19 protein-coding genes are annotated in these 23,240 nt (G+C 59.6%); 11 read left to right on the plus strand and 8 right to left on the minus strand.

What is annotated here, in order from left to right; translation table 11 throughout:
- Window positions 1–127: 127 nt before the first annotated feature.
- Complete coding sequence (locus H8B20_RS02040; protein ID WP_210622218.1) at window positions 128–1,093, minus strand: M29 family metallopeptidase; 966 nt, start codon at window positions 1,091–1,093, stop codon at window positions 128–130.
- A 72-nt stretch (window positions 1,094–1,165) separates the two neighbouring features.
- Window positions 1,166–1,303, minus strand: a complete 138-nt coding sequence (locus H8B20_RS02045; protein ID WP_042558177.1) for a hypothetical protein — start codon at window positions 1,301–1,303, stop codon at window positions 1,166–1,168.
- An 892-nt stretch (window positions 1,304–2,195) separates the two neighbouring features.
- On the opposite strand from H8B20_RS02045, the gene H8B20_RS02050 reads away from it, so the two are divergent.
- Window positions 2,196–3,617 carry an amino acid permease gene (locus H8B20_RS02050; protein ID WP_115147837.1) on the plus strand — a complete coding sequence of 474 codons (1,422 nt, stop codon included), beginning with the start codon at window positions 2,196–2,198 and terminating at the stop codon, window positions 3,615–3,617.
- Window positions 3,618–3,844: 227 nt separating this feature from the next.
- Window positions 3,845–4,258, plus strand: coding sequence for an alternative ribosome rescue aminoacyl-tRNA hydrolase ArfB (gene arfB, locus H8B20_RS02055; RefSeq protein ID WP_210622219.1), 414 nt, complete (start codon window positions 3,845–3,847; stop codon window positions 4,256–4,258).
- Here the strand turns inward: arfB and H8B20_RS02060 are convergent.
- The 6 genes from H8B20_RS02060 to phhA form a co-directional block, all read right to left on the minus strand.
- On the minus strand, window positions 4,255–5,442 hold the full coding sequence (locus H8B20_RS02060; RefSeq protein WP_210622517.1) for an MFS transporter: 1,188 nt from the start codon (window positions 5,440–5,442) through the stop codon (window positions 4,255–4,257). The genes arfB and H8B20_RS02060 overlap by 4 nt on opposite strands.
- A gap of 114 nt (window positions 5,443–5,556) precedes the next feature.
- Window positions 5,557–5,739, minus strand: coding sequence for a hypothetical protein (locus tag H8B20_RS02065; RefSeq protein WP_042558181.1), 183 nt, complete (start codon window positions 5,737–5,739; stop codon window positions 5,557–5,559).
- Window positions 5,740–5,811: 72 nt separating this feature from the next.
- A complete protein-coding gene (locus tag H8B20_RS28050; protein WP_258558327.1) occupies window positions 5,812–5,943 on the minus strand; it encodes a hypothetical protein in 132 nt (43 codons plus the stop codon).
- Between the two features lie 259 nt (window positions 5,944–6,202).
- A complete protein-coding gene (locus tag H8B20_RS02070; protein ID WP_210622220.1) occupies window positions 6,203–7,396 on the minus strand; it encodes an amino acid aminotransferase in 1,194 nt (397 codons plus the stop codon).
- Window positions 7,396–7,752 (minus strand): 4a-hydroxytetrahydrobiopterin dehydratase, encoded by a 357-nt coding sequence (locus H8B20_RS02075; RefSeq protein WP_042558183.1) that lies wholly within the window; start codon window positions 7,750–7,752, stop codon window positions 7,396–7,398. Before H8B20_RS02075 ends, H8B20_RS02070 begins: the two co-directional genes overlap by 1 nt.
- A gap of 110 nt (window positions 7,753–7,862) precedes the next feature.
- Window positions 7,863–8,654, minus strand: coding sequence for a phenylalanine 4-monooxygenase (gene phhA / locus H8B20_RS02080; RefSeq protein ID WP_042558184.1), 792 nt, complete (start codon window positions 8,652–8,654; stop codon window positions 7,863–7,865).
- 376 nt (window positions 8,655–9,030) lie between these two features.
- Here phhA and H8B20_RS02085 point away from each other — a divergent pair, with 376 nt between their 5' ends.
- The 9 genes from H8B20_RS02085 (at window position 9,031) to H8B20_RS02125 (ending at window position 23,007) form a co-directional block, all read left to right on the plus strand.
- A complete protein-coding gene (locus H8B20_RS02085) occupies window positions 9,031–10,590 on the plus strand; it encodes a sigma-54-dependent phenylalanine hydroxylase transcriptional regulator PhhR (RefSeq protein ID WP_042558185.1) in 1,560 nt (519 codons plus the stop codon).
- A 311-nt stretch (window positions 10,591–10,901) separates the two neighbouring features.
- Entirely contained in the window at window positions 10,902–11,642 is a 741-nt protein-coding gene (locus H8B20_RS02090) for a flagellar basal body rod protein FlgF (protein ID WP_150594284.1), read from the plus strand.
- A 45-nt stretch (window positions 11,643–11,687) separates the two neighbouring features.
- The gene (gene flgG / locus H8B20_RS02095; RefSeq protein ID WP_042558187.1) at window positions 11,688–12,473 is read left to right on the plus strand and encodes a flagellar basal-body rod protein FlgG; all 786 of its coding nucleotides are present in this window, start codon (window positions 11,688–11,690) and stop codon (window positions 12,471–12,473) included.
- Between the two features lie 52 nt (window positions 12,474–12,525).
- Window positions 12,526–13,221: a flagellar basal body L-ring protein FlgH gene (gene flgH / locus H8B20_RS02100; protein ID WP_042558188.1), complete on the plus strand. Its 696-nt coding sequence runs from the start codon at window positions 12,526–12,528 to the stop codon at window positions 13,219–13,221.
- A gap of 27 nt (window positions 13,222–13,248) precedes the next feature.
- Entirely contained in the window at window positions 13,249–14,337 is a 1,089-nt protein-coding gene (locus H8B20_RS02105; protein WP_228732622.1) for a flagellar basal body P-ring protein FlgI, read from the plus strand.
- A gap of 11 nt (window positions 14,338–14,348) precedes the next feature.
- Window positions 14,349–15,638 carry a flagellar assembly peptidoglycan hydrolase FlgJ gene (gene flgJ, locus H8B20_RS02110; protein ID WP_042558190.1) on the plus strand — a complete coding sequence of 430 codons (1,290 nt, stop codon included), beginning with the start codon at window positions 14,349–14,351 and terminating at the stop codon, window positions 15,636–15,638.
- 24 nt (window positions 15,639–15,662) lie between these two features.
- Window positions 15,663–17,708, plus strand: coding sequence for a flagellar hook-associated protein FlgK (flgK, locus tag H8B20_RS02115; RefSeq protein WP_210622221.1), 2,046 nt, complete (start codon window positions 15,663–15,665; stop codon window positions 17,706–17,708).
- A gap of 13 nt (window positions 17,709–17,721) precedes the next feature.
- Window positions 17,722–19,290 (plus strand): flagellar hook-associated protein 3, encoded by a 1,569-nt coding sequence (locus H8B20_RS02120; RefSeq protein WP_210622222.1) that lies wholly within the window; start codon window positions 17,722–17,724, stop codon window positions 19,288–19,290.
- Window positions 19,291–19,404: 114 nt separating this feature from the next.
- Window positions 19,405–23,007, plus strand: coding sequence for a glycosyltransferase (locus H8B20_RS02125; protein WP_210622223.1), 3,603 nt, complete (start codon window positions 19,405–19,407; stop codon window positions 23,005–23,007).
- The last annotated feature ends 233 nt before the right edge of the window (window positions 23,008–23,240 follow it).

Genomic DNA, 23,240 nt, shown 5'->3' on the forward strand with positions numbered 1-23,240 from the left:
GACTCATCGCTGGCAAGCCAGCTCCCACAGGTTTTTGTTGCGTTGCATAAATCCTGTGAACACCGCAGATCCCTGTGGGAGCTGGCTTGCCAGCGATGAGGCCAATGCAGCCCCATGATTTCCAGAATCAGAACACAAACCGCCCATCAAACACCGGCTTGTCATCCAGCGCCAACACCCCTCCAGAGAAGATCAGATCCAGGTGATGGCTGCCTTTGGCCCCGCCACCCAGCCCCAGATGCAAGCCACAATGGCGTTCTTCGAACCCGGCGTTGCGCGCATACAGGTCTTTCACGCCTTCGTTGGTGCCAATCCCCAGTTCCTCGATCCGCCGGTTCGACGGATTCGCATCCAGGTATTTGTTGAAGTCATGCTCCAGGCCCGGCACATCCGTGGCGATGCGGCTGATGGTCGAGTTTTCGATCCACAACTCCAGCGGCGACTCCAGCACGCCGTACTTGCGCGCAAACGGAATGGTGCTGAGGAAGGTGCCCTTGAACTTCACGTGGCCGTTGATTTCTTCGCTGTGGGTGGCGATTTCACCGGGGGCCAGGTCGAAGTTGCCGACACCGTTGATGTCGGTCCACTTCTTGATGCTGCTCAGCGGCGCTTCAAACCATGAGCCGAGGTCATCCTTGAAACTCAGGGTGGTGGCCTGGGACATGCGCTGAATCAGGTGGCTGTTCAGTCCGGCAATCCGCTGCGGCGTGACGCTGAACGTGTCGTAAAAATAATCGCCGTAATCCTTGAACAGCAGCGACTTCTTCCAGTTTTGCGCCATCACCGCTTGAAGCGCGCGGACAAACTCCGGGCCGTCGGGGCGCGGGTTAGGCAGGGTGGAAGAGTCGTAGAAGAAAATGTACAGATCGCTGTCGGTTATCGCCGAGGTCAGCGCTGCGGTGCTTTCCAGGTCCAGGCGCCGGGCGCTGAAGTTGAAACGCGGATGATTGCTGGCCTGTTCGGCGATCGCGCCGGTCAGGGCTTCGTAATCGGCGGTGTGGCCGAGCAAGACCTGCGCCGAGTCGAGGCCGGCGAGGGCTGGATGATGTTCGAGGTAGTAAAGGAAATGCGAGATCGCGCGGGGCTTATCCATGAGTCCTCCCTGACTGACCGTGAAGAAAGCGGCAGGCACGACCGGCCGGATCGTGCCTGCCCGGTGATGTCTTTACAGAGGCCACATCGCCGTGCCGAACGGAACGACCGCGTCGGCTTGCATCATTTCTACGGCGGCCTCGTGGGTCGGTGCTTCAAACCATTCGTCCAGTTGCAGTTCGCTATCCAAGTCTTTTTCCAATGCTTGCATGGTCGATCTCCTAGATGACTTTCACGGTTGTGACTGGCCGGTCGAGTTGGCCGGCGAGACGTGAAGAACCTAGTTCAGGGATTTTTATAATGCAAAAAATCATTCATTTAATTTTTAAATGGATTTTTTATTCTGTTTTTTGGCGGCGGTTTTCTTATTTAAAAACAAAAAACTAAGCGTTCGGATCGTTAGCAAGCTAGCTACCGTCAATTTGCAGACGTCTGACAGAAATTTCTGAAATGGAAACTCTTCGTTACGGTCTGTAAATAAATGTTTACGAAATCTGCGGTAAACCCCAGTGAAAGGAGCCTGATGTCAACGCTGTAAGGAAAACCTGCCGAAGCCCCATCGGCTGGGAGCTGCGCAAGGCTCTGGCGCGCTTGTTTCAGAGGCGTTTGAAGGGTGAGATGCGCCTCATGCCTGCCGTGCAGGTGCATAACAAGAAGGAGGCGCAATGAACGCCGTGACTGATTTCCACTTCTCACCGTGGGACGGTTTTCCTACCGTTCCCGTCGATGGCCCGCAAAGGCTTGACTCAATTTTTGCAGCCGCTCGAGCGTATCGAGGCGGACACACGCAATCCCGGCAACCGATACGCTGATCCAGCGGGGTCTGGCGGCAGGGGGTTAGCGGTGTACAATGCGCCGCGTTTTAACTGTGACCCTCTGCGTAATCGCATGAATCTCAAGGCTATACGCCTTGTTCACTCCGCCGCGCCACAAGCGTGTCGGGTTCGATTTCGTCACAGATAAAAACAAACAGGTGACGCATGACCGTTGTAAAAACGCTGAACTCCTGGTGCCTGCGCTGGGGTTTGATCGGGGCTGCTTGAAATCGCAACCTTGCAGCAACGTCTACTGAACATCATCAAACCTTGCGTGAGACCTTTTTCATGAGTGGACAACCCTCGCAATCAGGCGAGCTGAAACGCGGCCTGAAAAATCGACACATTCAACTGATCGCCCTCGGTGGCGCGATCGGTACAGGATTGTTCCTCGGCTCGGCCGGGGTCCTGAAATCCGCCGGCCCGTCGATGATCCTCGGCTACGCCATCTGCGGCTTCATCGCCTTCATGATCATGCGGCAGTTGGGCGAGATGATCGTCGAAGAGCCGGTGGCCGGTTCCTTCAGCCATTTCGCGCACAAGTACTGGGGCGGCTTTGCCGGTTTCCTGTCGGGCTGGAACTGCTGGATTCTGTACATTCTGGTGGGCATGTCGGAGCTGACCGCGGTCGGCAAGTACATCCACTACTGGGCACCGGAGATCCCGACCTGGGTGTCCGCTGCCGGGTTCTTCGTGCTGATCAACCTGATCAACCTGGCCAACGTCAAAGTCTTTGGTGAAGCCGAATTCTGGTTCGCGATCATCAAGGTCGTGGCGATTGTCGGCATGATTGCCCTCGGCAGCTACCTGCTGGTCAGCGGCAACGGTGGCCCGCAAGCCTCGGTCAGCAACCTGTGGTCCCACGGTGGTTTCTTCCCCAACGGCGTCAGCGGTCTGGTGATGGCCATGGCGATCATCATGTTCTCGTTCGGCGGCCTGGAAATGCTCGGTTTCACCGCAGCCGAAGCCGACAAGCCGAAAACCGTGATCCCGAAAGCGATCAATCAGGTGATCTACCGGATCCTGATTTTCTACATCGGCGCCCTGGTGATCCTGCTGTCGCTGACCCCATGGGACAGCCTGCTGGCAACCCTCAACGCGTCTGGCGATTCCTACAGCGGCAGTCCGTTCGTGCAGGTGTTCTCGATGCTCGGCAGTAACACCGCCGCGCACATCCTCAACTTCGTGGTGCTGACCGCTGCGCTGTCGGTATACAACAGCGGCACCTACTGCAACAGCCGCATGCTCCTGGGCATGGCCGAGCAGGGTGATGCGCCGAAAGCGCTGGCGAAAATCGACAAGCGTGGCGTGCCGGTGCGTTCGATTCTGGCCTCCGCGGCGGTAACGCTGGTGGCGGTGCTGCTCAATTACCTGATCCCGCAGCATGCGCTGGAACTGCTGATGTCGCTGGTTGTGGCGACTCTGGTGATCAACTGGGCAATGATCAGCTTCTCGCACTTCAAGTTCCGCCAGCACATGAACAAAACCAAGCAGACGCCGTTGTTCAAGGCTTTGTGGTATCCGTACGGCAACTACGTTTGCCTGGCGTTCGTCGCGTTCATTCTCGGCGTGATGCTGTTGATCCCGGGCATTCAGATCTCGGTGTATGCGATTCCGGTGTGGGTCGTGTTCATGTGGGTCTGCTACGTGATCAAGAACAAGCGTGGCGCGCAGCAGGCGCTGCACGCGGCGAGTTCTGCCGCCAAGTAAGCAAGCTGCACAAACAACAAACCCGGCCAATGTGCCGGGTTTGTTGTTTCTGAGCCTTTTGCAAATTCCCTGTGGGAGCGAGCCTGCTTGCGAAGGCGGTGTGTCAGCTGAATGATTTTCGACTGACACTGCGTATTCGCGAGCAGGCTCGCTCCCACAGTGGATCTTCGTCAGGTTCGAGAGGATTTTCGCGGTATCCTGCGCTTACTGAATACGGACGCTTTTCCATGCTGGTGATTTCCAACAATGTGCATCTGCCGGATGCCGAGATCGAATTGACGGCCATTCGCGCCCAGGGTGCGGGTGGGCAGAACGTCAACAAGGTCTCCAGTGCCATGCACCTGCGCTTCGACATTGCGGCCTCGTCCTTGCCCGCGTTCTACAAGGAACGGTTGCTGGCGCTGCGCGACAGTCGCATCACCAGCGACGGCGTGTTGATCATCAAGGCCCAGCAATACCGCACGCAGGAGGCCAACCGGGCCGATGCGCTGGAACGTCTGGTGGAGTTGATCGTCAGCGCCACCAAAGTCGAGAAGAAACGTCGCCCGACCAAGCCGACCCTCGGTTCAAAGAAGCGTCGGCTCGAATCGAAAACCAAGCGCGGCAGCATCAAGGCCGGGCGCGGCAAGGTGGATTTCTAGTCTTCGCGGTATTTCGCCGTGTGCTTGTACAGGTACACGCTCAGCGCCAGGCCACTCAGCGCGGCGAGGGCGGCGAACAGGAAGATCGAGGCGAAACCGAATCCGGCAGCAATGGCCCCGGCCAACGGCCCGGTGATCCCCAGTGACAGGTCGATGAACAGCGAGTAGGCGCCGACTGCCGCGCCCCGGCTGGACGCAGGCACCAGATTCACTGCCTCTACGCCCAGCGCCGGGAACACCAGCGAGAAGCCGAAACCGCTCAGTGCCGCGCCCGCCAAGGCCCAATGCGCATCCGGCGCCAGCCACAGCAGCAACAGCCCCAGTGTCTCTACCGACAAACAGACAATCGCCACGCGAAAGCCGCCGAGGCGGTTGATCAGGTTGCCGAACAAGAGCCGCGCGCCGATGAAACTGGCGCCGAACAGGCTCAGGCACAACACCGCGTTGTCCCAATGCTGCGTGGCGTAATACAGGGTGATGAAGGTGGCGATGGTGCCGAAACCAATCGAGCCCAGCGCCAGTCCGCAGCCGTGCGGGAAAACCCGCCCAAGCACATGCATGAACGGCAAGCGCTCACCGGCGACCACCGGGGCGGCGGTTTTCGGCCACGCCAGCAGCAGGCCCAGCGCGGCCAGCAAGATGATGCTTACGCCCATGCTCCACAAGCCCAATCGACTGACCAGCCACACCCCGAACGGCGCGCCGATCGCCAGTGCGCCGTAACTGGCGATGCCATTCCACGAGATGACTTTGGCGGTGTTCGCTGCGCCGACGCGGCCGATGCCCCAGCCAATCGAGCCGGAGCCGACCAGGCTTTCCGCGCTGCCCAATACCAGACGGCCGATCAGCAGGCTGATCAGGCTAAGCATCGGCAGGTTCGGCGTCCACGCGGAAATCAGCATGAACACGCCGCTAAGGCCACAACCGGCCAGGCCATACATGACGGCCAGCTTGCTGCCCTTGTTGTCGATGATCTTGCCGGCGTACGGGCGGCTGAGCAGGGTGGCAAGGTATTGCACACTGATCACCAGCCCGGCGACGACCGCGCCAAAACCCAGATCACTGTGGACATAGCCCGGCAGCACCGCGAGCGGAATGCCGATGTTCAGATAACCGATAAAGGTGAAGAGGACGATGGAAACAACCTGCAGCGTAACCTTCATAGGGCGCTGGGGCTCGGACATAGAGGACGACATGGGTAAAGATCCACGGGAGCAGCACAATAGATAGGCTGCTCATGATACCGGTGAGAAATAATCTGGGGCGGGAAAAGTAAAACTATTTGCCTTGCGGCGACTTCAGGGTTTGGCGGGGGCAACCAGTTGCGTGGTGACCAGTGCAGCGAGGGCATTTTCTTCGCTGCCGAAACGGGCGAGCAGGGCGGCTTGTTTCTCGGGAGAGAGGCGGCTCCAGATCTCGATCATTTTCTCGGTGGCGCCGATCAGGACGGCAGCTTGGCTTTCGGAGAATTCGTCGGTCATGGCGGGCTCGGTTCAGGCAGTGTGGAAAGCGCATCTTAGCGCTTTCCACACGGTCTGTACGGCGGGTGTTGCTTACTCTTCGCTGTCGGCCGGACGGCTCTCAGCAGCTTCTTCAGGCTCGGCCTGTGCGGCGCCGGCTTGTTGCATGGTCGTCTGCTCAGGCTCGTGCAGGCTTGGGAAGGGGAGATTAGGAATCTCGTGCATGGTTGCGCTCCTCGCTAAGTCTGTTGATAGATCTGGTAGATCCGCGCTTTCAGAAAGCCTGCGCAGGATACAGCAGGAAAAATGACAATCAGACTTTTAATTCAATTTATTGCGACAAATGGCCGCAGGTGAGGGCGGGAAGCAAAAGATTGCTGCGAAAACAAATGCAGGAGCTGCCGCAGGCTGCGATCTTTTGATCTTTTTTAAAGCAAGATCAAAAGATCGCAGCCTGCGGCAGCTCCTACAGGGTATTGCGGTCTTACTTGCAGGCGTCGGCGATTGCGTCGGCCAGCAGCGCCAGGCGTGTCGCATCGATGCCGGCAACGTTGGCCCGACCCGAACTCACCATGTACACACTGTGATGCTCGCGCAGTTGTTTCACTTGTTCCGGTGACAGGCCGGTGTAGGAGAACATCCCGCGCTGCACGCCAATGTGCGCAAAACGCTCGCGCAAACCGTGCGGCTCCAGCGCTTCGACCAGGCCGCTGCGCAATTGGGCAATACGCAAGCGCATGGCTTCCACTTCGTCGGCCCAACGGGCTTTGAGCTCTGGATCAGCGAGGATCGTCGCGACCACAGCTGCACCGTGATCCGGCGGCGTCGACCACAGATTGCGGGCGATGTTGGCCAGTTGGCTGCGGATATCGATGAGCTTGTCGGCGCTTTTCGCGCAGACGATCAGCGCACCGGTACGGTCGCGATACAGGCCGAAGTTTTTCGAGCAGGAACTGGTGATCAACAGCTCAGGCAGTTCAGCGGCGAATAACCGGGTTGACCACGCATCCTGCTCCAGGCCATCGCCAAAGCCCTGATAGGCGAAGTCGATCAGCGGCAGCAAATCACGGCTGCGCACGACGTCCAGCACACGCTGCCAGTCGTCATGGCTGAGGTCAAAACCGGTCGGGTTGTGGCAGCACGCATGCAGCAACACCACGTCGCCCTTCGGCACTTCATTGAGCACCGCGAGCATCGCTTCGACGTCGAGACGGTTGTCGCTGCCCACATAAGGGTAGTGACTGGCCTTGACACCGGCCGCCGCAAAAATGGTTTCGTGGATCGGCCAGGTCGGATTGCTCAGCCATACACCTTTGTCCGGCAGGCATTGGGCGATGAAGTCGGCAGCCAGACGCAGGGCACCGGTGCCGCCCGGCGTCTGAGTGGCGCCTGCACGCTGCTCGGCGAGCAGTTTCGAACCGGTGCCAAGCACCAGCTCGTTGATGACCTTGCCGAACAACGGATTGCCGTGGCCACCGATGTAGGTCTTGGTGTCCTGGCTTTCGACCAGCCGCGCCTCGGCGATTTTCACCGCTTCAGGGATCGGCGTCAGGCCCTGGGCGTCCTTGTAGACGCCAACGCCCAGGTCGAATTTGCGCGGGTTAGGGTCCTGCGCATACGCCTCCATCAAACCGAGGATAGGGTCGCCGGGTACCCGGCCGATGGCGTCAAAGTGCATTACTTGCGTCCTTCAGCGGTCTTGGCTACTTCATCCGTGCGCGCTGCCATGATGAAGTCGTTGCGGTGCAGGCCTTTGATCGAGTGGCTCCACCAGGTCACGGTGACTTTGCCCCACTCGGTCAGCAGGCCCGGGTGGTGACCTTCGGCCTCGGAAATCTCGCCGACGGCGTTGGTGAAGGCCAGCGCGTGCTTGAAGTTTTTGAACAGGAACAGTTTTTCCAGCTGCATCACGCCATCGCGAACTTCGATGTTCCAGTCAGGGATCTGCTTGATCAGGATCGGCAGTTCTTCGTCGCTGACTTGTGGCGCATCGGCGCGGCAGGCTTCGCAGTGGGCTTGGTTCAAAGTAGACATGGTGGGCTTCCTGAAATCTGGAGGTGTTTTTTTATATTGGCCGTCAATGCCGCCACGCTAAAGCAAAGTGGCGGCAACTGACAGACTCACTTGTCAGCAAAAGTGGCGGGTCACGCCGCTTTTGGTTTTGGCGGAAATTTCGGCGCGTGCAGACCTAGCTGCATACCTTGTCTGACCATGGCCATGATGTCTTCATGGGCCACATCGAACAGGCGCTTGAGGTTCGGCAGGACAAAGTACAGCGGTTGCAGGATGTCGATGCGATACGGCGTGCGCATCGCTTCCAGCGGATCGAATGCCTGATGCTCGGGCTCGTCCGACAACGAATAAACAGTTTCTTTGGGCGAAGACAGGATGCCACCGCCGTAGATGCGTTTGCCTTGCGGGGTGTCGACCAGGCCGAACTCGATGGTCATCCAGTACAGGCGGGCGAGATAAACGCGCTCTTCCTTGGTGGCTTGCAGGCCGAGTTTGCCGTAGGTGTGAGTGAATTCGGCGAACCACGGGTTGGTCAGCAGCGGGCAGTGACCAAAAATCTCGTGGAAAATATCCGGCTCTTGCAGGTAGTCCAGCTCTTCGCGGGTGCGAATGAACGTGGCCACCGGAAATTGTTTGCTGGCGAGCAATTCGAAGAAGGTCTGGAAGGGGATCAGCGCCGGGACACGGGCGACCTGCCAGCCGGTGGTCTCGCCGAGCACTTTGTTGATCTCGCCCAGTTGCGGAATGCGGTCGTGGGGCAGACCGAGTTTTTCGATACCGTCCAGGTACTCCTGGCACGCACGACCCTCAAGCACTTTCAGTTGGCGAGTGATCAGCGTGTTCCACACCGCGTGTTCTTCGGCGGGGTAGTCGATAAAACCTTGCGCATCGGGCTCGCGGGCCACGTATTGCGTCTGCTTCATACTGCTCTCCTGCTAGGGGAATTCGTTCTTGTTATGTCCAGCGATGGACTCAGATTTACCTGAGAGCGCGTTGATGTGCAGCAGGTTGAATCACCTGCGCGTAGGAAATTTCTATTTAATTCGTAAAGTAATCGTTACGCTTTCACGAATATCTCGCGTTTACAGTGATTCACGGGTTTGAAAAGGTCGGTAGCTGTCACATAATCTTGACAACTATCTGCGTGCCTCGGCAGAAAGTATCCCCTGTGGGAGCGAGCCTGCTCGCGAATACGGTTTGTCTGACACATCAATGCTGAATATGACGCCGCCGTCGCGAGCAGGCTCACTTCTACAGGGTCTGTGTTCAACCCTTTTACTGGTCTGTCGGGTCATTTATATGCGTATCAAAGTCCACTGCCAGAACCGCATCGGCATCCTGCGCGACATCCTCAACTTGCTGGTGGCGTACGGGATCAACGTCGCGCGCGGCGAGGTCGGCGGTGAGCATGGCAACGCGATCTATCTGCATTGCCCGAACCTGATCAATATCCAGTTCCAGGCGCTGCGGCCGAAATTCGAAGCGATTGCCGGCGTGTTCGGCGTCAAGCGGGTAGGGTTGATGCCGAGCGAGCGCCGGCACATGGAATTGAACGCATTGCTCGGTGCGCTGGAGTTTCCGGTGCTGTCGATCGACATGGGCGGCTCGATCGTCGCCGCCAACCGCGCGGCGGCACAGTTGCTCGGCGTGCGGGTCGATGAAGTACCGGGGATTCCACTGTCGCGCTATGCCGAAGATTTCGATTTGCCGGAACTGGTGCGGGCGAATAAATCGCGAATCAACGGCATGCGGGTCAAGGTCAAAGGCGACGTGTTTCTGGCCGATATCGCCCCGCTGCAATCGGAACACGACGACAGCGAAGCCATGGCCGGTGCGGTGTTGACCCTGCACCGCGCCGACCGCGTCGGCGAGCGCATCTACAACGTGCGCAAGCAGGAACTGCGCGGGTTCGACAGCATTTTTCAGAGCTCCAAAGTCATGGCCGCAGTGGTGCGTGAAGCACGGCGGATGGCGCCACTCGATGCACCTCTATTGATAGAAGGCGAAACCGGCACGGGCAAGGAGTTGCTGGCGCGCGCCTGTCACCTTGCCAGTCCGCGCGGGCAGTCGCCACTGATGGCGCTCAACTGCGCGGGTCTGCCGGAGTCGATGGCCGAGACCGAACTGTTCGGTTATGGCCCCGGTGCTTTCGAAGGTGCGCGGGCCGAAGGCAAGCTTGGTCTGCTGGAATTGACGGCAGGGGGGACGCTGTTTCTCGATGGCGTGGGTGAGATGAGCCCGCGCTTGCAGGTCAAACTGCTGCGCTTTCTGCAGGACGGCTGCTTCCGTCGCGTTGGCAGTGATGAAGAGGTTTATCTGGATGTACGGGTGATTTGCGCGACGCAGGTGGACCTGTCCGAATTGTGCGCGCGGGGCGAATTTCGCCAGGATCTGTATCACCGCTTGAACGTGCTGTCGCTGCACATTCCACCGCTGCGCGAATGCCTCGACGGTTTGACGCCGCTGGTGGAGCACTTCCTCGATCAGGCCAGTCGGCAGATTGGCTGTTCGCTGCCGAAACTGGCGCCGGCGGCGATGGATCGGCTCAGCCATTACCACTGGCCGGGCAACGTGCGGCAGTTGGAAAACGTGCTGTTCCAGGCCGTTTCGCTGTGTGACGGCGGTATGGTCAAAGCCGAACATATTCGTCTGCCGGATTACGGCGTGCGTCAGCCGCTTGGCGATTTTTCGCTGGAGGGCGGGCTGGACGAGATCGTCGGGCGCTTCGAGAAAGCCGTGTTGGAGCGATTGTATTCGGAGCACCCGAGCAGTCGGCAGTTGGGCAAGCGACTGGGCGTTTCGCACACGACCATTGCCAATAAATTGCGAGAGTATGAGGTTGGCAAGTCCGAGTCATAGTCAAAAACGCCATTGGCTTTGATGGCCGCTTCGCGAGCAGGCTCGCTCCCACAGTTGCAATGCATTCCCCTGTGGGAGGGAGCCTGCTCGCGAAGGCGGCATTGCAGACAACGTCGGTGTCAGCCTTTGCCACCTACCGGCACAACACCGCCGGTTTTTCGACTTCGATACATTTCCCCTTTCCCCGCAATCCCCCTCAAGTCCTTTGTTTGCCGGGCTTCGCGCTGCCAGAAAAAAGTTGGTCTGCAAATTGCTTATGGCTCAGCAGTACAGCAGTGGGCGGCAAACGTCCGGCATGCAGAGGAAAGAGCGTGGACAAGTACCTTTATGTAGCAATGACCGGCGCGAGCCAAAACGCGCTGGCGCAAAGGGCTCATGCCAACAACCTGGCGAACATTTCCACCAACGGTTTTCAGCGCGACCTGGAGCAGGCGCGTTCGATGCCGGTGTTCGGTGACAGCTTTCCGGCGCGTGCGTTTGCCATGAGCGAGCGGCCCGCCACCGATTTCACTCCGGGCTCGCTGGTGCAGACCGGACGTGACCTGGACGTCGCCGTGACCGGCAACGGCTGGATCGCCGTGCAGAACCCGAGCGGCGGCGAAAGTTACGTGCGCACCGGCAGCCTCAACGTCGATGCCCTCGGTGTATTGCGCGCCGGCAACGGCATGCCGGTGATGGGCAATGGCGGTCCGATCGCCGTGCCGCCCGAGCAGCAGATCGAAGTCGGTGAAGACGGCACCATCAGTATTCGTGCGATGGGCGAAGGCCCGCGTGTGATGGCCGAAGTCGACCGGATCAAACTGGTCAACCCTGACATCAAGAACATGAATAAAGGCCTCGACGGCTCGATCTACACCAAGGACGGCCAGCCGGCGCAGGCTGATGCCAACGTCAAACTGGTGTCGGGTTTCCTTGAGTCGAGCAACGTCAATGCCGTCGAAGAGATGACCTCGGTGCTGGCCCTGGCCAAGCAGTTCGAGTTGCACATCAAGATGATGAACACCGCCAAAGACGACGACCAGGCCATGGCTCGGGTCTTGCAGATCAGCTAATTATCAGAACGTCGCGCCGTAAAACAGGCGCACGAGGAGAATCGAATGCTTCCGGCTCTATGGGTTGCCAAAACGGGTCTGTCCGCTCAGGACACTAACCTGACCACCATTTCCAACAACCTGGCGAACGTCTCGACCACGGGTTTCAAACGTGACCGCGCCGAGTTCCAGGACTTGCTGTACCAGATCAAACGCCAGCCAGGCGCCCAGTCGACTCAGGACAGCGAACTGCCGTCGGGTCTGCAAGTGGGTACCGGTGTGCGCATCGTCGGCACCCAGAAAAACTTCACCGCCGGCAGCCTGCAGACCACCGAGCAACCGCTGGACATGGCCATCAACGGTCGCGGTTTCTTCCAGATCCTGCAGCCGGACGGCACCACGTCCTACACCCGTGACGGTACGTTCCACCTCGACTCCAATGGCCAGATCGTCAACGCCAGTGGTTTCGCTCTGGAGCCTGCGATCGTTATCCCGAACGACGCGCAAACCTTCACCGTCGGCAATGACGGCACCGTTTCCGTCACGCTGCCGGGCAACGCCGCTTCGCAAGTGATCGGCAACCTGCAGACCGCTGACTTCATCAACCCGGCCGGTCTGCAAGCCGTGGGCAACAACCTGTTCCTGGAAACCGCCGCTTCCGGCGCGCCGCAGGTCGGTACTCCGGGCCTGGCCGGGTTCGGCACCACGCTGCAGAACACGCTGGAAACGTCCAACGTCAGCACCGTTGAAGAGATGGTCAACATGATCACCACTCAGCGCGCTTACGAGATGAACTCCAAGGTGATCTCCACCGCCGACCAGATGCTCTCGTTCGTAACGCAGAATCTGTAATCAAGTCTATGAGGCGGCCATGAGGTCGCCTGCAACACCGTGAGGTAGGGTCATGAATCGCTTTGTATCTGTTCTGGCATTGAGTGGGGTCGTCTCGCTCGCGGGCTGCGTCGCTCCGACGCCCAAGCCCAATGACCCTTACTACGCTCCGGTGTTGCCGCGCACGCCGTTGCCGGCGGCTGCCAACAATGGCTCGATCTATCAGGCCGGTTTCGAGCAGAACCTGTACAGCGACCGCAAGGCATTCCGGGTTGGTGACATCATCACCATCACCCTGAACGAGCGCACCCAAGCGAGCAAGAATGCCAACTCGCAGATGGACAAGAACAGCGACAACTCGATCGGCCTGACCTCGTTGTTCGGTTCCAGCCTGACCACCAACAACCCGATTGGTGGCGGCGACCTGAGCCTGAACGCGGGCTACAGCGCCGACCGCTCGACCAAGGGTGACGCCAAGTCGGGACAGAGCAACAGCCTGACCGGTTCGATCACCGTAACCGTCGCCGATGTTTTGCCTAACGGCATCATCGCCGTGCGTGGCGAGAAGTGGCTGACGCTGAACACCGGCGACGAGCTGGTGCGCATCGCCGGCATGGTCCGCGCCGATGACATCGCCACCGACAACACCGTGTCGTCGACTCGCGTCGCCGATGCTCGCATCACCTATTCGGGTACCGGCGCGTTTGCCGACACGAGTCAGCCAGGCTGGTTCGACCGCTTCTTCCTCAGCCCGCTGTTCCCTTTCTAGGTGGCTACGTTGAATTTCAAGAGCCTCATGCTGGCTGCCGTTATGTTGTCGGTGGCCTTCACTGCACACGCCGAACGGTTGAAAGACATCGCCAGTATTTCCGGCGTGCGTTCCAACCAGTTGATCGGCTATGGCCTGGTGGTCGGGCTTAACGGCACCGGTGACCAGACGACGCAGACGCCGTTCACCCTGCAGACCTTCAACAACATGCTCTCGCAGTTCGGCATCAAGGTGCCGCCGGGATCGGGCAACGTGCAGTTGAAGAACGTCGCGGCGGTGTCGATCAGTGCCGATCTGCCAGCGTTCGCCAAGCCGGGTCAGCAGGTCGACATCACCGTTTCGTCGATCGGTAACTCCAAGAGCCTGCGCGGCGGCACACTGTTGCTGACCCCGCTCAAGGGTATTGACGGCAACGTCTACGCCATTGCTCAGGGCAACCTTGTTGTCGGTGGTTTCGACGCTGAAGGTCGTGACGGTTCGAAGATTACCGTCAACGTTCCGTCGGCCGGTCGCATCCCTGGCGGTGCGTCGGTTGAGCGTTCGGTGCCGAGCGGTTTCAACCAGGGCAACAGCCTGACGCTGAACCTCAATCGCTCCGACTTCACCACCGCCAAACGCATCGTCGACAAGATCAACGACATGCTCGGCCCTGGCGTCGCACAAGCCATCGACGGCGGTTCGATTCGCGTGACCGCGCCGCTCGATCCGAGCCAGCGTGTCGACTATCTGTCGATCCTGGAAAACCTCGAAGTCGATCCGGGTCAGGCCGTCGCCAAAGTCATCATCAACTCGCGCACCGGCACCATCGTCATCGGCCAGAACGTGAAGGTTTCGCCAGCCGCCGTGACTCACGGCAGCCTGACCGTGACCATCACCGAAGACCCGATCGTCAGCCAGCCAGGTCCGTTGTCCAACGGCCAGACCGCTGTTGTGCCGCGTTCGCGAGTGAATGCCGAACAGGAAGCCAAACCGATGTTCAAGTTCGGCCCGGGCACCACCCTCGACGAGATCGTTCGTGCGGTGAACCAGGTCGGCGCGGCACCGGGCGACCTGATGGCGATTCTTGAAGCATTGAAACAGGCCGGTGCGTTGCAAGCCGACCTGATCGTGATCTGAGGACGGCCACTATGGATATGCGCAAAAGCGGTCTGGTCGGCAGCAGCGATTCGGGTTCCTACTCCGATCTCAATCGTCTGAATCAGCTCAAGGTCGGTGACAAGGACAGCGATGCGAACATGCGCAAAGTTGCGCAGGAGTTCGAATCGCTGTTCCTCGGTGAAATGCTCAAGTCGATGCGCTCTGCCACAAATGCGTTGGGCGAAGACAATCCGCTGAACACGCCGGCGGCCAAGCAGTATCAGGAAATGTACGACCAGCAACTGGCCGTTTCCATGTCCCGCGAGGGCGGTGGTATTGGCCTGGCCGACGTGCTGATGCGCCAGATGTCGAAGAACAAACCGATGGCGCCGGGCGAAGCTGAAGCTGCCTCCGCTGCCAAGCAGGAAGCCGCGAAAGCCGCTGCCGCTAATGTCGCCACGCCGATTGCGGCCGGCACCGTCGGCACTGGCCCGTTGTCACGCCTCAATGGCGAGCGCCCGCTGTGGGCCTCGCGTGCGGTGCATGCGCCGAACACCCAGCTCGCGCACAGCAATGACATGGCGCTGATCAACCAGCGCCGTCTGGCCTTGCCGCCGAAACTGGCTGATCGTTTGCTCGCAGGGCTGGTGCCGTCGGCAACGCCTGCCGCGACAACTCAATTGCCGCAACGCGCCACGACTGCTGCCATCACTGGCACAGGCCCGCTGTACAACGGCGACTGGCTGGCGCGTGCGGAGGCCGAGAAAGCCTCAGGCGGCCAGATGCAGGTTTACGGTCGTGCGGTGGCGCAGATTCCGCTGGCACCGGCGAAAAAAGCCTTCAGCTCTGCCGACGAATTCGTCAACACCATGCTGCCGATGGCCAAGGAAGCCGCCGACCGTATCGGCGTCGATCCGCGTTACCTGGTGGCGCAAGCCGCGCTGGAAACCGGTTGGGGCAAATCGGTCATGCGCGCGCAGGATGGCAGCAGCAGCCACAACCTGTTCGGCATCAAGGCGAGCAGCAACTGGCAGGGCGATTCGGCCCGGGCAATCACCAGCGAGTTCCGCAATGGCGCGATGGTCAAGGAGACGGCCGAGTTCCGTTCCTATGCCTCGTACAAGGACAGCTTCCACGATCTGGTGACTTTGCTGCAGTCCAATAATCGCTATCAAGAAGTGCTGAAGTCGGCCGATAACCCAGAACAGTTTGTACGCGAGTTGCAGAAGGCCGGTTACGCAACCGACCCGAACTACGCGAGCAAGATTTCGCAGATAGCCAAGCAGATGAACAGTTTTGAAAACTACGCTGCGGCGGGCGTTTCCACCACGCCTTTATAAGGCACAAGGTATAAGGTCTGAACCATGAGTTTGCTCAATATCGGGATGTCGGGGCTGTCGGCTAGCCAGTCCTCTTTGGCTACGACAGGCAACAACATTGCCAACGTCGACACCGCCGGTTATTCGCGCCAGCAAACCGTGCAGGGCACCAAATCCTCGCAGCAGTACGGCAGCGTTTTCATCGGCACAGGCACCACCCTGGCCGACGTGCGCCGGGTCTACAACTCGTACCTGGAAACCCAGTTGCACACCGCGACTTCGCTCAACAGCGAATCGGCGTCGTTTCTGGCGCAAGCCAAACCGCTGGACGGCACGCTGTCCGACGTCAACACCGGCCTGACCGGTGTGTTGCAGAAATTCTTCACCTCGATGCAGGGCGTATCGACTTCGGCCACCGATGACACTTCCCGTCAATCGGTGCTGACTGGCGCACAGGCGCTGACCGGTCGCTTCAACTCCATCGCCAAGCAATTGAACGACCAGAACACCACGATCAACGGCAGCCTGAGCGACATGACCGCCCAGGTGAACAAACTGGCCAACTCGATCGCCGCGCTCAACCAGAAGATCGGTGAGATCTCCACCAGCGGCGGTGCGCCGAACGATTTGCTCGACAGCCGTAATGAGGCCGTGCGTCAGTTGTCCGAACTGACCGGCGCGCAAGTAGTCGAGCGTGGCACCAGTTTCGATGTGTATGTCGGCAGCGGCCAGCCGCTGGTCATCGGCAACACCACCAACTCCCTCAGCACCGTGCCGAGCAAGGATGACCCGACGCGCATGGGCATCCAGATGGATCGCGGTTCGAGCACCATCGACATCACTTCGGTGATCAACGGTGGCGAAATCGGTGGCTTGCTGACTTATCGCAAAGAAGTGCTCGACCCGTCGCTCAACGAGCTGGGGCGTGTAGCGCTGGTCATCGCCGATCAGATCAACAGCCAGCAAGCCCAGGGCATCGACAAGAACGGTGACTTCGGCGCGGCGATTTTCAACAATATCAACAGTGCCGCGCTGATCAGTCAGCGCAGTATTGCGCAGTCGGGCAACAGCGCAGGCTCGGGCAACCTTGATGTCACCATCAAGGACACCGGCAAGCTGACCACCAGCGATTACCAGGTGACGTTCACCAGCGCCACCGATTACAGCGTCAAACGCTCCGACGGCACCGACATGGGGACGTTCAGCACCAACACGACGCCACCGCCGGTGATCGACGGCTTCAGTCTGGCCCTCAAGGGCGGCGCGTTGAGCGCGGGCGACAGCTTCAAAGTGACGCCGACGCGCAATGCGGCAGCGAGCATCCAGACCGTACTGACCGATCCGAAGAAAATTGCTGCAGCGGGCCCGTTGACCGGTGTCGCTAGCGCCAATAATTCCGGCACCTACACCCAGCCGACGCTCACCGACAAGATCAACATCTACAACCCGGCCGCTCAGGCCGAAATGCAGACTGCGCTGAAATATTCGACGCCGGTCAAACTGGTGTTCGGCGAGGCGAGCGGCGGCAGCCAGCCGTACACCATGGTCGACGCCAAGGGCGGGCTCATCAGCTCCGGTACGATCGTTCCGGGGCAGGCGAACACCCTCGACCTGAAAGTGGGCATGGTCGATGCCAACGGCGCCAAGATCATGGATACCTCGGTCACGCCTAACGTGCAGAAGACGTTCACCGTGCAGACCACCGTCGGCGGCACGCCGAAGGCTGGCGAAACCTTCACCATGAACATGACCGGCGCGGCCTCTTCGGATAACCGCAATGCCCAGGCGCTGGTTGGCCTGCAAACCAAACAGACCGTCGACACCGGTTCGGCGAGCAAGGGCATCAGCCTGACCGACGCCTACAACAAACTCGTGACCAACGTCGGTACCAAGACCGCACAAGGCAAGTCAGACGTGGAAGCCACTACGGCGATCCTGACGCAGGCTGCCGGTGCGCGTGATTCGCTGTCCGGGGTCAACCTGGATGAAGAAACCGGCAACCTGGTCAAATACCAGCAGTACTACACAGCGTCTTCGCAGATCATCAAAGCTGCGCAGGAAACTTTCGCCACGCTGATCAACAGCCTTTAAGGAGTCGTAATTCATGCGCATTTCCACCGCCCAGTATTACGGAACGCAAGCTGCGGACTATCAGCGTAACTTCAACAAGGCGCTGGCCAGCGCCAGCGAGGCGAGCAGCCTGCAACGCATCAACACCGCCGCTGATGATCCGGTCGGTGCCGGTCGCCTGCTGCAACTGGGTCAGCAGGCCGCGATGCTGGAGCAGTACACCACCAATATCAGCAGCACCAAGAGTGCGTTGACCGTGCAGGAATCCACGCTGGATGCCATCACCACGGCGTTGAGCCGCGCCAAGGAACTGTCCCTGGCCGCCAACAACGGCACGATCACCGACAAGGATCGCCAGGCTTACGCGTCGGAACTGGGCGAGATCCAGAAACAGGTATTGGGCCTGATGAACTCCAAGGATGCCGACGGCAACTACCTGTTCTCCGGTTCGAAAACCGACACCGCGCCGTATTCGCAAAACACCGACGGCACCTACAGCTACAACGGTGACCAGACCACCATCAATCTGGGCATCGGCGATGGCCTGACGGTCGGCACCAATACCACCGGTTGGGATGCATTCCAGCAGACCATCAACACCGGTCGCACCAACACCAGCCTGACTGCCCCCGCGGTGGATGATGGTCGCGTCGTGTTGTCCAACGGTACCGTTGGCACCGCTGCCACCTATAACTCGAAGTTCGCCAGCGGTCAGCCGTACACCGTCGAATTCGTCAGCAGCACGCAGATGAAGATTACCGACGCCCTGGGTAACGACGTGACTGCTGACGCCAGCAAGAACGGCGTGATCAGCAACACCAGCGGCAGCAACCAGAGCTTCAGCTTCCGCGGTGTCGACATGAAGCTGAACATCAACCTGAAGGCCGGTGACACCAACCCGGATGCGGTCATTGCCGGGCACAGTTTTCAACTGGCGGTGACACCGGACACGTTCACCACGTCGCGTAGCCCGGGAAACCCTTCGACGGCGGTGATCACCGGTTCCAGCATCACCGACCAGGCGGCCTACACCGCGGCATTTCCGCAGGGCGGGGCGATCCTCAAATTCACCAGCGCCACTGCGTTCGACCTGTACGCGGCGCCGGTGACTGCTGACAGCAAGCCTGTGTCTTCGGGCACTGTGGCCGGTAGCAACGCGACGGCAGCCGGTGTGACGTTCGCTCTAGGTAGCGCCCCGGCAGCCGGCGATCAATTCTCGATTCAGCCAAACAATCACCAAACTCAGAACGTGCTCGACACTCTGGGGCAGATGATTACCGCGCTGAACACGCCGATCGATGGCGACCCGGTGGCCAAGCAGAAACTGCAGGGCGCCATGGAAGCCGGTATCGGCAACATCGACGCCGCCACCAATCAGATCGGCACCGCTGTCACCTCCATCGGTGCCCGTGGCCAGTCGCTGGATATGCAATCCGTCACCAACGACAGCCTGAGCACGGCTAACACCACGACCCAAGGCTCGATCCGTGATTCGGACCCGGCTGAAGTCATGACCCGCCTGACCTTGCAACAGACCATGTTGCAGGCCGCGCAACTGGCGTTCAGCAAGATCAGTCAGTTGGGTTTGTTCAACAAGATCTGACGGTAACGGGCGCGCAAGCGCCCGCTAGCTCGGCTCTTTAGTTTCCAATGTCTTTTTTCGCGGTTTCAGAGGGCTCGCTGTTCCGGGCGGGGTCCCGCCGCTTGCGAGTCCGCCGTGAATTCACTTCCCCTTGTCAGCCTTGTTATTCCTGCCTTCAATTCGCGTTTTTTCGAGCGGGCGTTGCGCAGTGCCGTCAGTCAGGGCTATGGCAATCTTGAGATCATTGTGTGCGATGACAGTCGCGGCAGTGAGATCGAAGACATCGTTACGTCGGTTGTCGAGCAGTCCGGCGTCACCGTGCGTTACGTGCGTAATCCGCACACGCTGGGAATGATCGGCAACCTGAAAGCCTGCCTGGATCAGGCTCAGGGCGAGTTCATCAAGTTTTTGTGTGACGACGATCATCTGTTTGCCAGTTGTATCGAGTATCAGGCTCGCGTGCTGGCCGAACGTGACGAGGTCAATCTGGTGCTGGCCCAGCGTCTGCTCTGGGACGCCGACGACATGGTGCTGCCTTCACGTCTGGAAAATACGCCGCTGTCACCGATCAGTGGTTTGTTCAAGGGTGAAGACTTGCTGGCAATCTTCGAGGCGTTCCCGTCGAACATCCTGGGTGGTTTCAGCAGTGCCATGTTTCGTCGCACCGATGTTTTGGAGTTGTTGCCGGCGCTGACGCAGCCGGAGCACTGCTTTGTGGCGAGCCTCGATTTTGCGCTGTTTGTGTGTCTGATGCGGCGTGGCAACGTGGTCATGTCCAACCATGTTTTGAGTGTCGAACGCCTGTATCCCGATCGTCTGAGCGGCCAGCAAGCCATGAAAGACGCGCTCGAAATCGAGCGGCAATGGCTGATGCAAATGCTTAAGGCGCGCAGCGGAGAATCTGCGCCTGCCAAGGGTTGGGTGCGTTATGTGCCGATACCCAAGGCAGACGATTCGCCACGGGTCTGGGAAGAACTGCCGCTGAGCCGCACGCTCGGTACCAAACAGAGCGCTCAGATATGGGCGGTTGGCAGTAGCAGCCTGAGTTTTTCCGAGCTCTATACGCAATGGCTGGAGTGCCGCACGCTCACTGGCGTTCAGCGCAGACTGTTGCCGGACACGCTGGCAGGCTGGCCGTCCACGCCGCGAATCGTGCCCATCGTGGTTGATGATCAGGGCAGTTCTGCAGCGCTGGAACGTACGCTGGAGAGTCTCGCCGCGCAGGTCTATGCGCCCGAGCTGACACTGGTGTTGTCTTCCAGTTGCGCTGAGCCGGTACTGGACGGACGTGTGTTCCATTTGCCGCTGCAGGACGATCGCCTGCAACAGATCAATGAATTGCTGCCACAGTTGCAGGGAGCCGACTGGTTTTATCTGCTGCGTGCCGGTGATCGTCTGGTGCCTCCTGCCTTGCTGATGATGGCCGAGCGAATCGCCTTCAACAGTGATTTGCAGTGTCTATACAGTGATGAAGGCAGTTTGCGGGCGGGTGAGTCGGTGGAACCGGCATTCAAGCCCGACTTCAACCTCGACCTGATGCGCACCTTTCCTTATGTCGGCCGTGCCCTGGCGTTCCAGCGTAATGCCTTTGTGGCGCTCGGCGGGTTCGATTCGACGTTCACTGAGTTGGCGCCTCACGACCTGTTGTGGCGAATGGTTGAAGATCAGGGCACTCAGGTGGTCGGGCATCTGGCCGAGATTGCCATCGAGTCGACATTCGATTTGGCCAAGTGGCTATCGCTGCCTGAAGTGACCGAGAACAACGCGCGATTGCTGGCGACCCATCTTGATCGTCTGGGGATCGCCCACGACATACGTCGCGGCAGCGTCGAGCTGCTCAATCGAGTCGATTACCGGCACGTGAGCCGGCCGTTGGTCTCGATCATCATTTCTACCCGCGACAAGATTTCGGCGCTGCAGCGCTGTGTCGAGAGCCTGCTGGAAAAAACTTCGTACAGCGAGTACGAGCTGTTGCTGGTCGACAACGGCAGCGAGACAGCCGAGGCCCAAGCCTGGCTGGCCGGTATGGCGCAACTGGGCAGCGAGCGAGTGCGGGTGCTGACTTACCCGCAGCAAGGCAACGTCGCAGCCTTGCGCAATTTTGCCGTTGCCCAGGCGCGGGGCGAGTACGTGCTGCTACTCAACCCCTTTGCGGTGATCACTCAGGGTGACTGGCTTGACGAGTTGCTCAACCACGCCCAGCGTCCGGAAGTGGGCATCGTCGGTGCCAAGCTGTTCAATCCCGATGGCTATGTCTTGCATGCCGGGCTGGTACTGGGCTTGCAGGGGCCGGCCGGTGTGCCGTTCTATGGTCAGGCGATGCAGTCCGCCGGGTACATGTTCCGGTTGCAGGCGGTCCAGGACCTGAGTGCCGTCGGGGCTGATTGCCTGATGGTACGCAAGTCGGTGTTCGATGCGGTTGACGGTCTGGATGAGCAGAGCCTGCCGCGCACGCTGCACGAAGTGGACCTGGCCCTGCGCGTCGCCCGGCAAGGTTATCTGGTGGTCTGGACCCCTTACGCGGTGCTGGCGCTCGGCGCGCAACCCGTCGAGTCGGTCATTGATGAAGCCGCCATCTCACACAGCGAGCAGGAAAAAACCTTCTACAAGCGCTGGCTTCCGGTGGTTGCTCGTGACCCGGCCTACAATCCCAACCTGTCGTTGAATGGGGCCACCCGTTCGAGTTTCACCCTCGAGCCGGGCCTGCGCAGTGGTTGGAGTCCTTTCAGCAATAGCTCCTTGCCGAAAATTCTCGGGCTGCCGATCAATGCCTCCGCCGTCGGGCACTATCGTGTGACCCAACCGCTGATCGAACTCGAAGCGGCAGGCAGGGTGCAGGGGCAGATTCGCTATAGCGTGAACCTGCCGCCAATTGTTGAGATCGAGCGCCTGTCACCTGATGTGATTGTTCTGCAGGGGCGTTATTCCGAAGCGCCAATCAACGAGATGCCAGTGCTGCGTGACTACTTCAATGCGCGGCGAATCTATGAGCTGGATGACTACGTCATCGATGTTCCCCATCGCAATGCGCATATCCGCAACATGCCGGACAAGCATCAGATGGAGCGTCTGGTTCGCCGTGCGATCGGCATGTGCGATCGCGTCGTCGTCTCGACTCAGCCGTTGGCCAACGCATTGTCGGATATGCATCACGACATTCGTGTAGTGCCCAACATGCTGGCCAAAGAATTCTGGAGCAACCTGCGCAGCCAGCGCCGGACCTCGAAAAAGCCCCGCGTCGGCTGGGGCGGCGGTACCAGTCACCATGGTGACCTGGCGGTGATCGCTGATGTCGTGCGCGAACTGGCGGATGAAGTCGACTGGGTATTTTTTGGCATGTGCCCGGACGACCTGCTCCCGTACATGCATGAGTTTCACGGGGTGATTGCCCTCGACGCGTATCCGGCGAAACTGGCCAGCCTCAATCTCGATCTGGCCTTGGCGCCGCTGGAATTCCACATCTTCAACGACTGCAAGAGCAACCTGCGTCTGCTGGAGTACGGCGCCTGCGGTTATCCGGTGATTTGCACCAACACCGAGGCCTACCAAGGCTATCTGCCGTGCACACGGATCAAGACCAACACCACGGACGAATGGCTGCAGGCAATCCGCATGCATCTGGCTGACCCGGACGCCAGCTATCGCATGGGTGACGATTTGCGCGAAGTCGTGCTGCGCGACTACATCTTGCGTGGCGATAACTTGCGTTATTGGGAAAGCGGATGGCTGGCGGATTGATGCCCGCCAGTAGCGATGCGTTCGCCATGTCTGGCTGACAACTCAATCCAGCACTGTCGATCCTGCAACGGGATTGATGGTGAGCAACTTTGCTAAAGGCGAACCCGATTTTGGATTCGCCTTTTTTACGACTGCACCCAGCTGGCACCCACCTTCCCTAGATGGCGCGTTTCCTGCAAGTCCCCCTCAAATCGCCATAAAACGAGCGCTCGCGGGCATCCCACCTGCGCCCG

This window comes from Pseudomonas sp. P42 (assembly GCF_017973755.1).
In the GTDB taxonomy this organism is placed as follows: Bacteria; Pseudomonadota; Gammaproteobacteria; order Pseudomonadales; family Pseudomonadaceae; genus Aquipseudomonas; species Aquipseudomonas iridis.

What these genes read in the sequence shown, in the direction of transcription:
- flgH (WP_042558188.1), top strand. Translation starts at nt 12,526, where the DNA reads ATGAATCGCTTTGTATCTGTTCTGGCATTGAGTGGGGTCGTCTCGCTC.
- flgG (WP_042558187.1), top strand. Translation starts at nt 11,688, where the DNA reads ATGCTTCCGGCTCTATGGGTTGCCAAAACGGGTCTGTCCGCTCAGGAC.
- H8B20_RS02085 (WP_042558185.1), top strand. Translation starts at nt 9,031, where the DNA reads ATGCGTATCAAAGTCCACTGCCAGAACCGCATCGGCATCCTGCGCGAC.
- arfB (WP_210622219.1), top strand. Translation starts at nt 3,845, where the DNA reads ATGCTGGTGATTTCCAACAATGTGCATCTGCCGGATGCCGAGATCGAA.
- H8B20_RS02105 (WP_228732622.1), top strand. Translation starts at nt 13,249, where the DNA reads ATGCTGGCTGCCGTTATGTTGTCGGTGGCCTTCACTGCACACGCCGAA.
- H8B20_RS02050 (WP_115147837.1), top strand. Translation starts at nt 2,196, where the DNA reads ATGAGTGGACAACCCTCGCAATCAGGCGAGCTGAAACGCGGCCTGAAA.
- H8B20_RS02070 (WP_210622220.1), bottom strand. Translation starts at nt 7,396, where the DNA reads ATGCACTTTGACGCCATCGGCCGGGTACCCGGCGACCCTATCCTCGGT.
- flgJ (WP_042558190.1), top strand. Translation starts at nt 14,349, where the DNA reads ATGGATATGCGCAAAAGCGGTCTGGTCGGCAGCAGCGATTCGGGTTCC.
- H8B20_RS02045 (WP_042558177.1), bottom strand. Translation starts at nt 1,303, where the DNA reads ATGCAAGCATTGGAAAAAGACTTGGATAGCGAACTGCAACTGGACGAA.
- phhA (WP_042558184.1), bottom strand. Translation starts at nt 8,654, where the DNA reads ATGAAGCAGACGCAATACGTGGCCCGCGAGCCCGATGCGCAAGGTTTT.
- H8B20_RS02060 (WP_210622517.1), bottom strand. Translation starts at nt 5,442, where the DNA reads ATGTCCGAGCCCCAGCGCCCTATGAAGGTTACGCTGCAGGTTGTTTCC.
- H8B20_RS28050 (WP_258558327.1), bottom strand. Translation starts at nt 5,943, where the DNA reads ATGCACGAGATTCCTAATCTCCCCTTCCCAAGCCTGCACGAGCCTGAG.
- flgK (WP_210622221.1), top strand. Translation starts at nt 15,663, where the DNA reads ATGAGTTTGCTCAATATCGGGATGTCGGGGCTGTCGGCTAGCCAGTCC.
- H8B20_RS02075 (WP_042558183.1), bottom strand. Translation starts at nt 7,752, where the DNA reads ATGTCTACTTTGAACCAAGCCCACTGCGAAGCCTGCCGCGCCGATGCG.
- H8B20_RS02120 (WP_210622222.1), top strand. Translation starts at nt 17,722, where the DNA reads ATGCGCATTTCCACCGCCCAGTATTACGGAACGCAAGCTGCGGACTAT.
- H8B20_RS02040 (WP_210622218.1), bottom strand. Translation starts at nt 1,093, where the DNA reads ATGGATAAGCCCCGCGCGATCTCGCATTTCCTTTACTACCTCGAACAT.
- H8B20_RS02065 (WP_042558181.1), bottom strand. Translation starts at nt 5,739, where the DNA reads ATGACCGACGAATTCTCCGAAAGCCAAGCTGCCGTCCTGATCGGCGCC.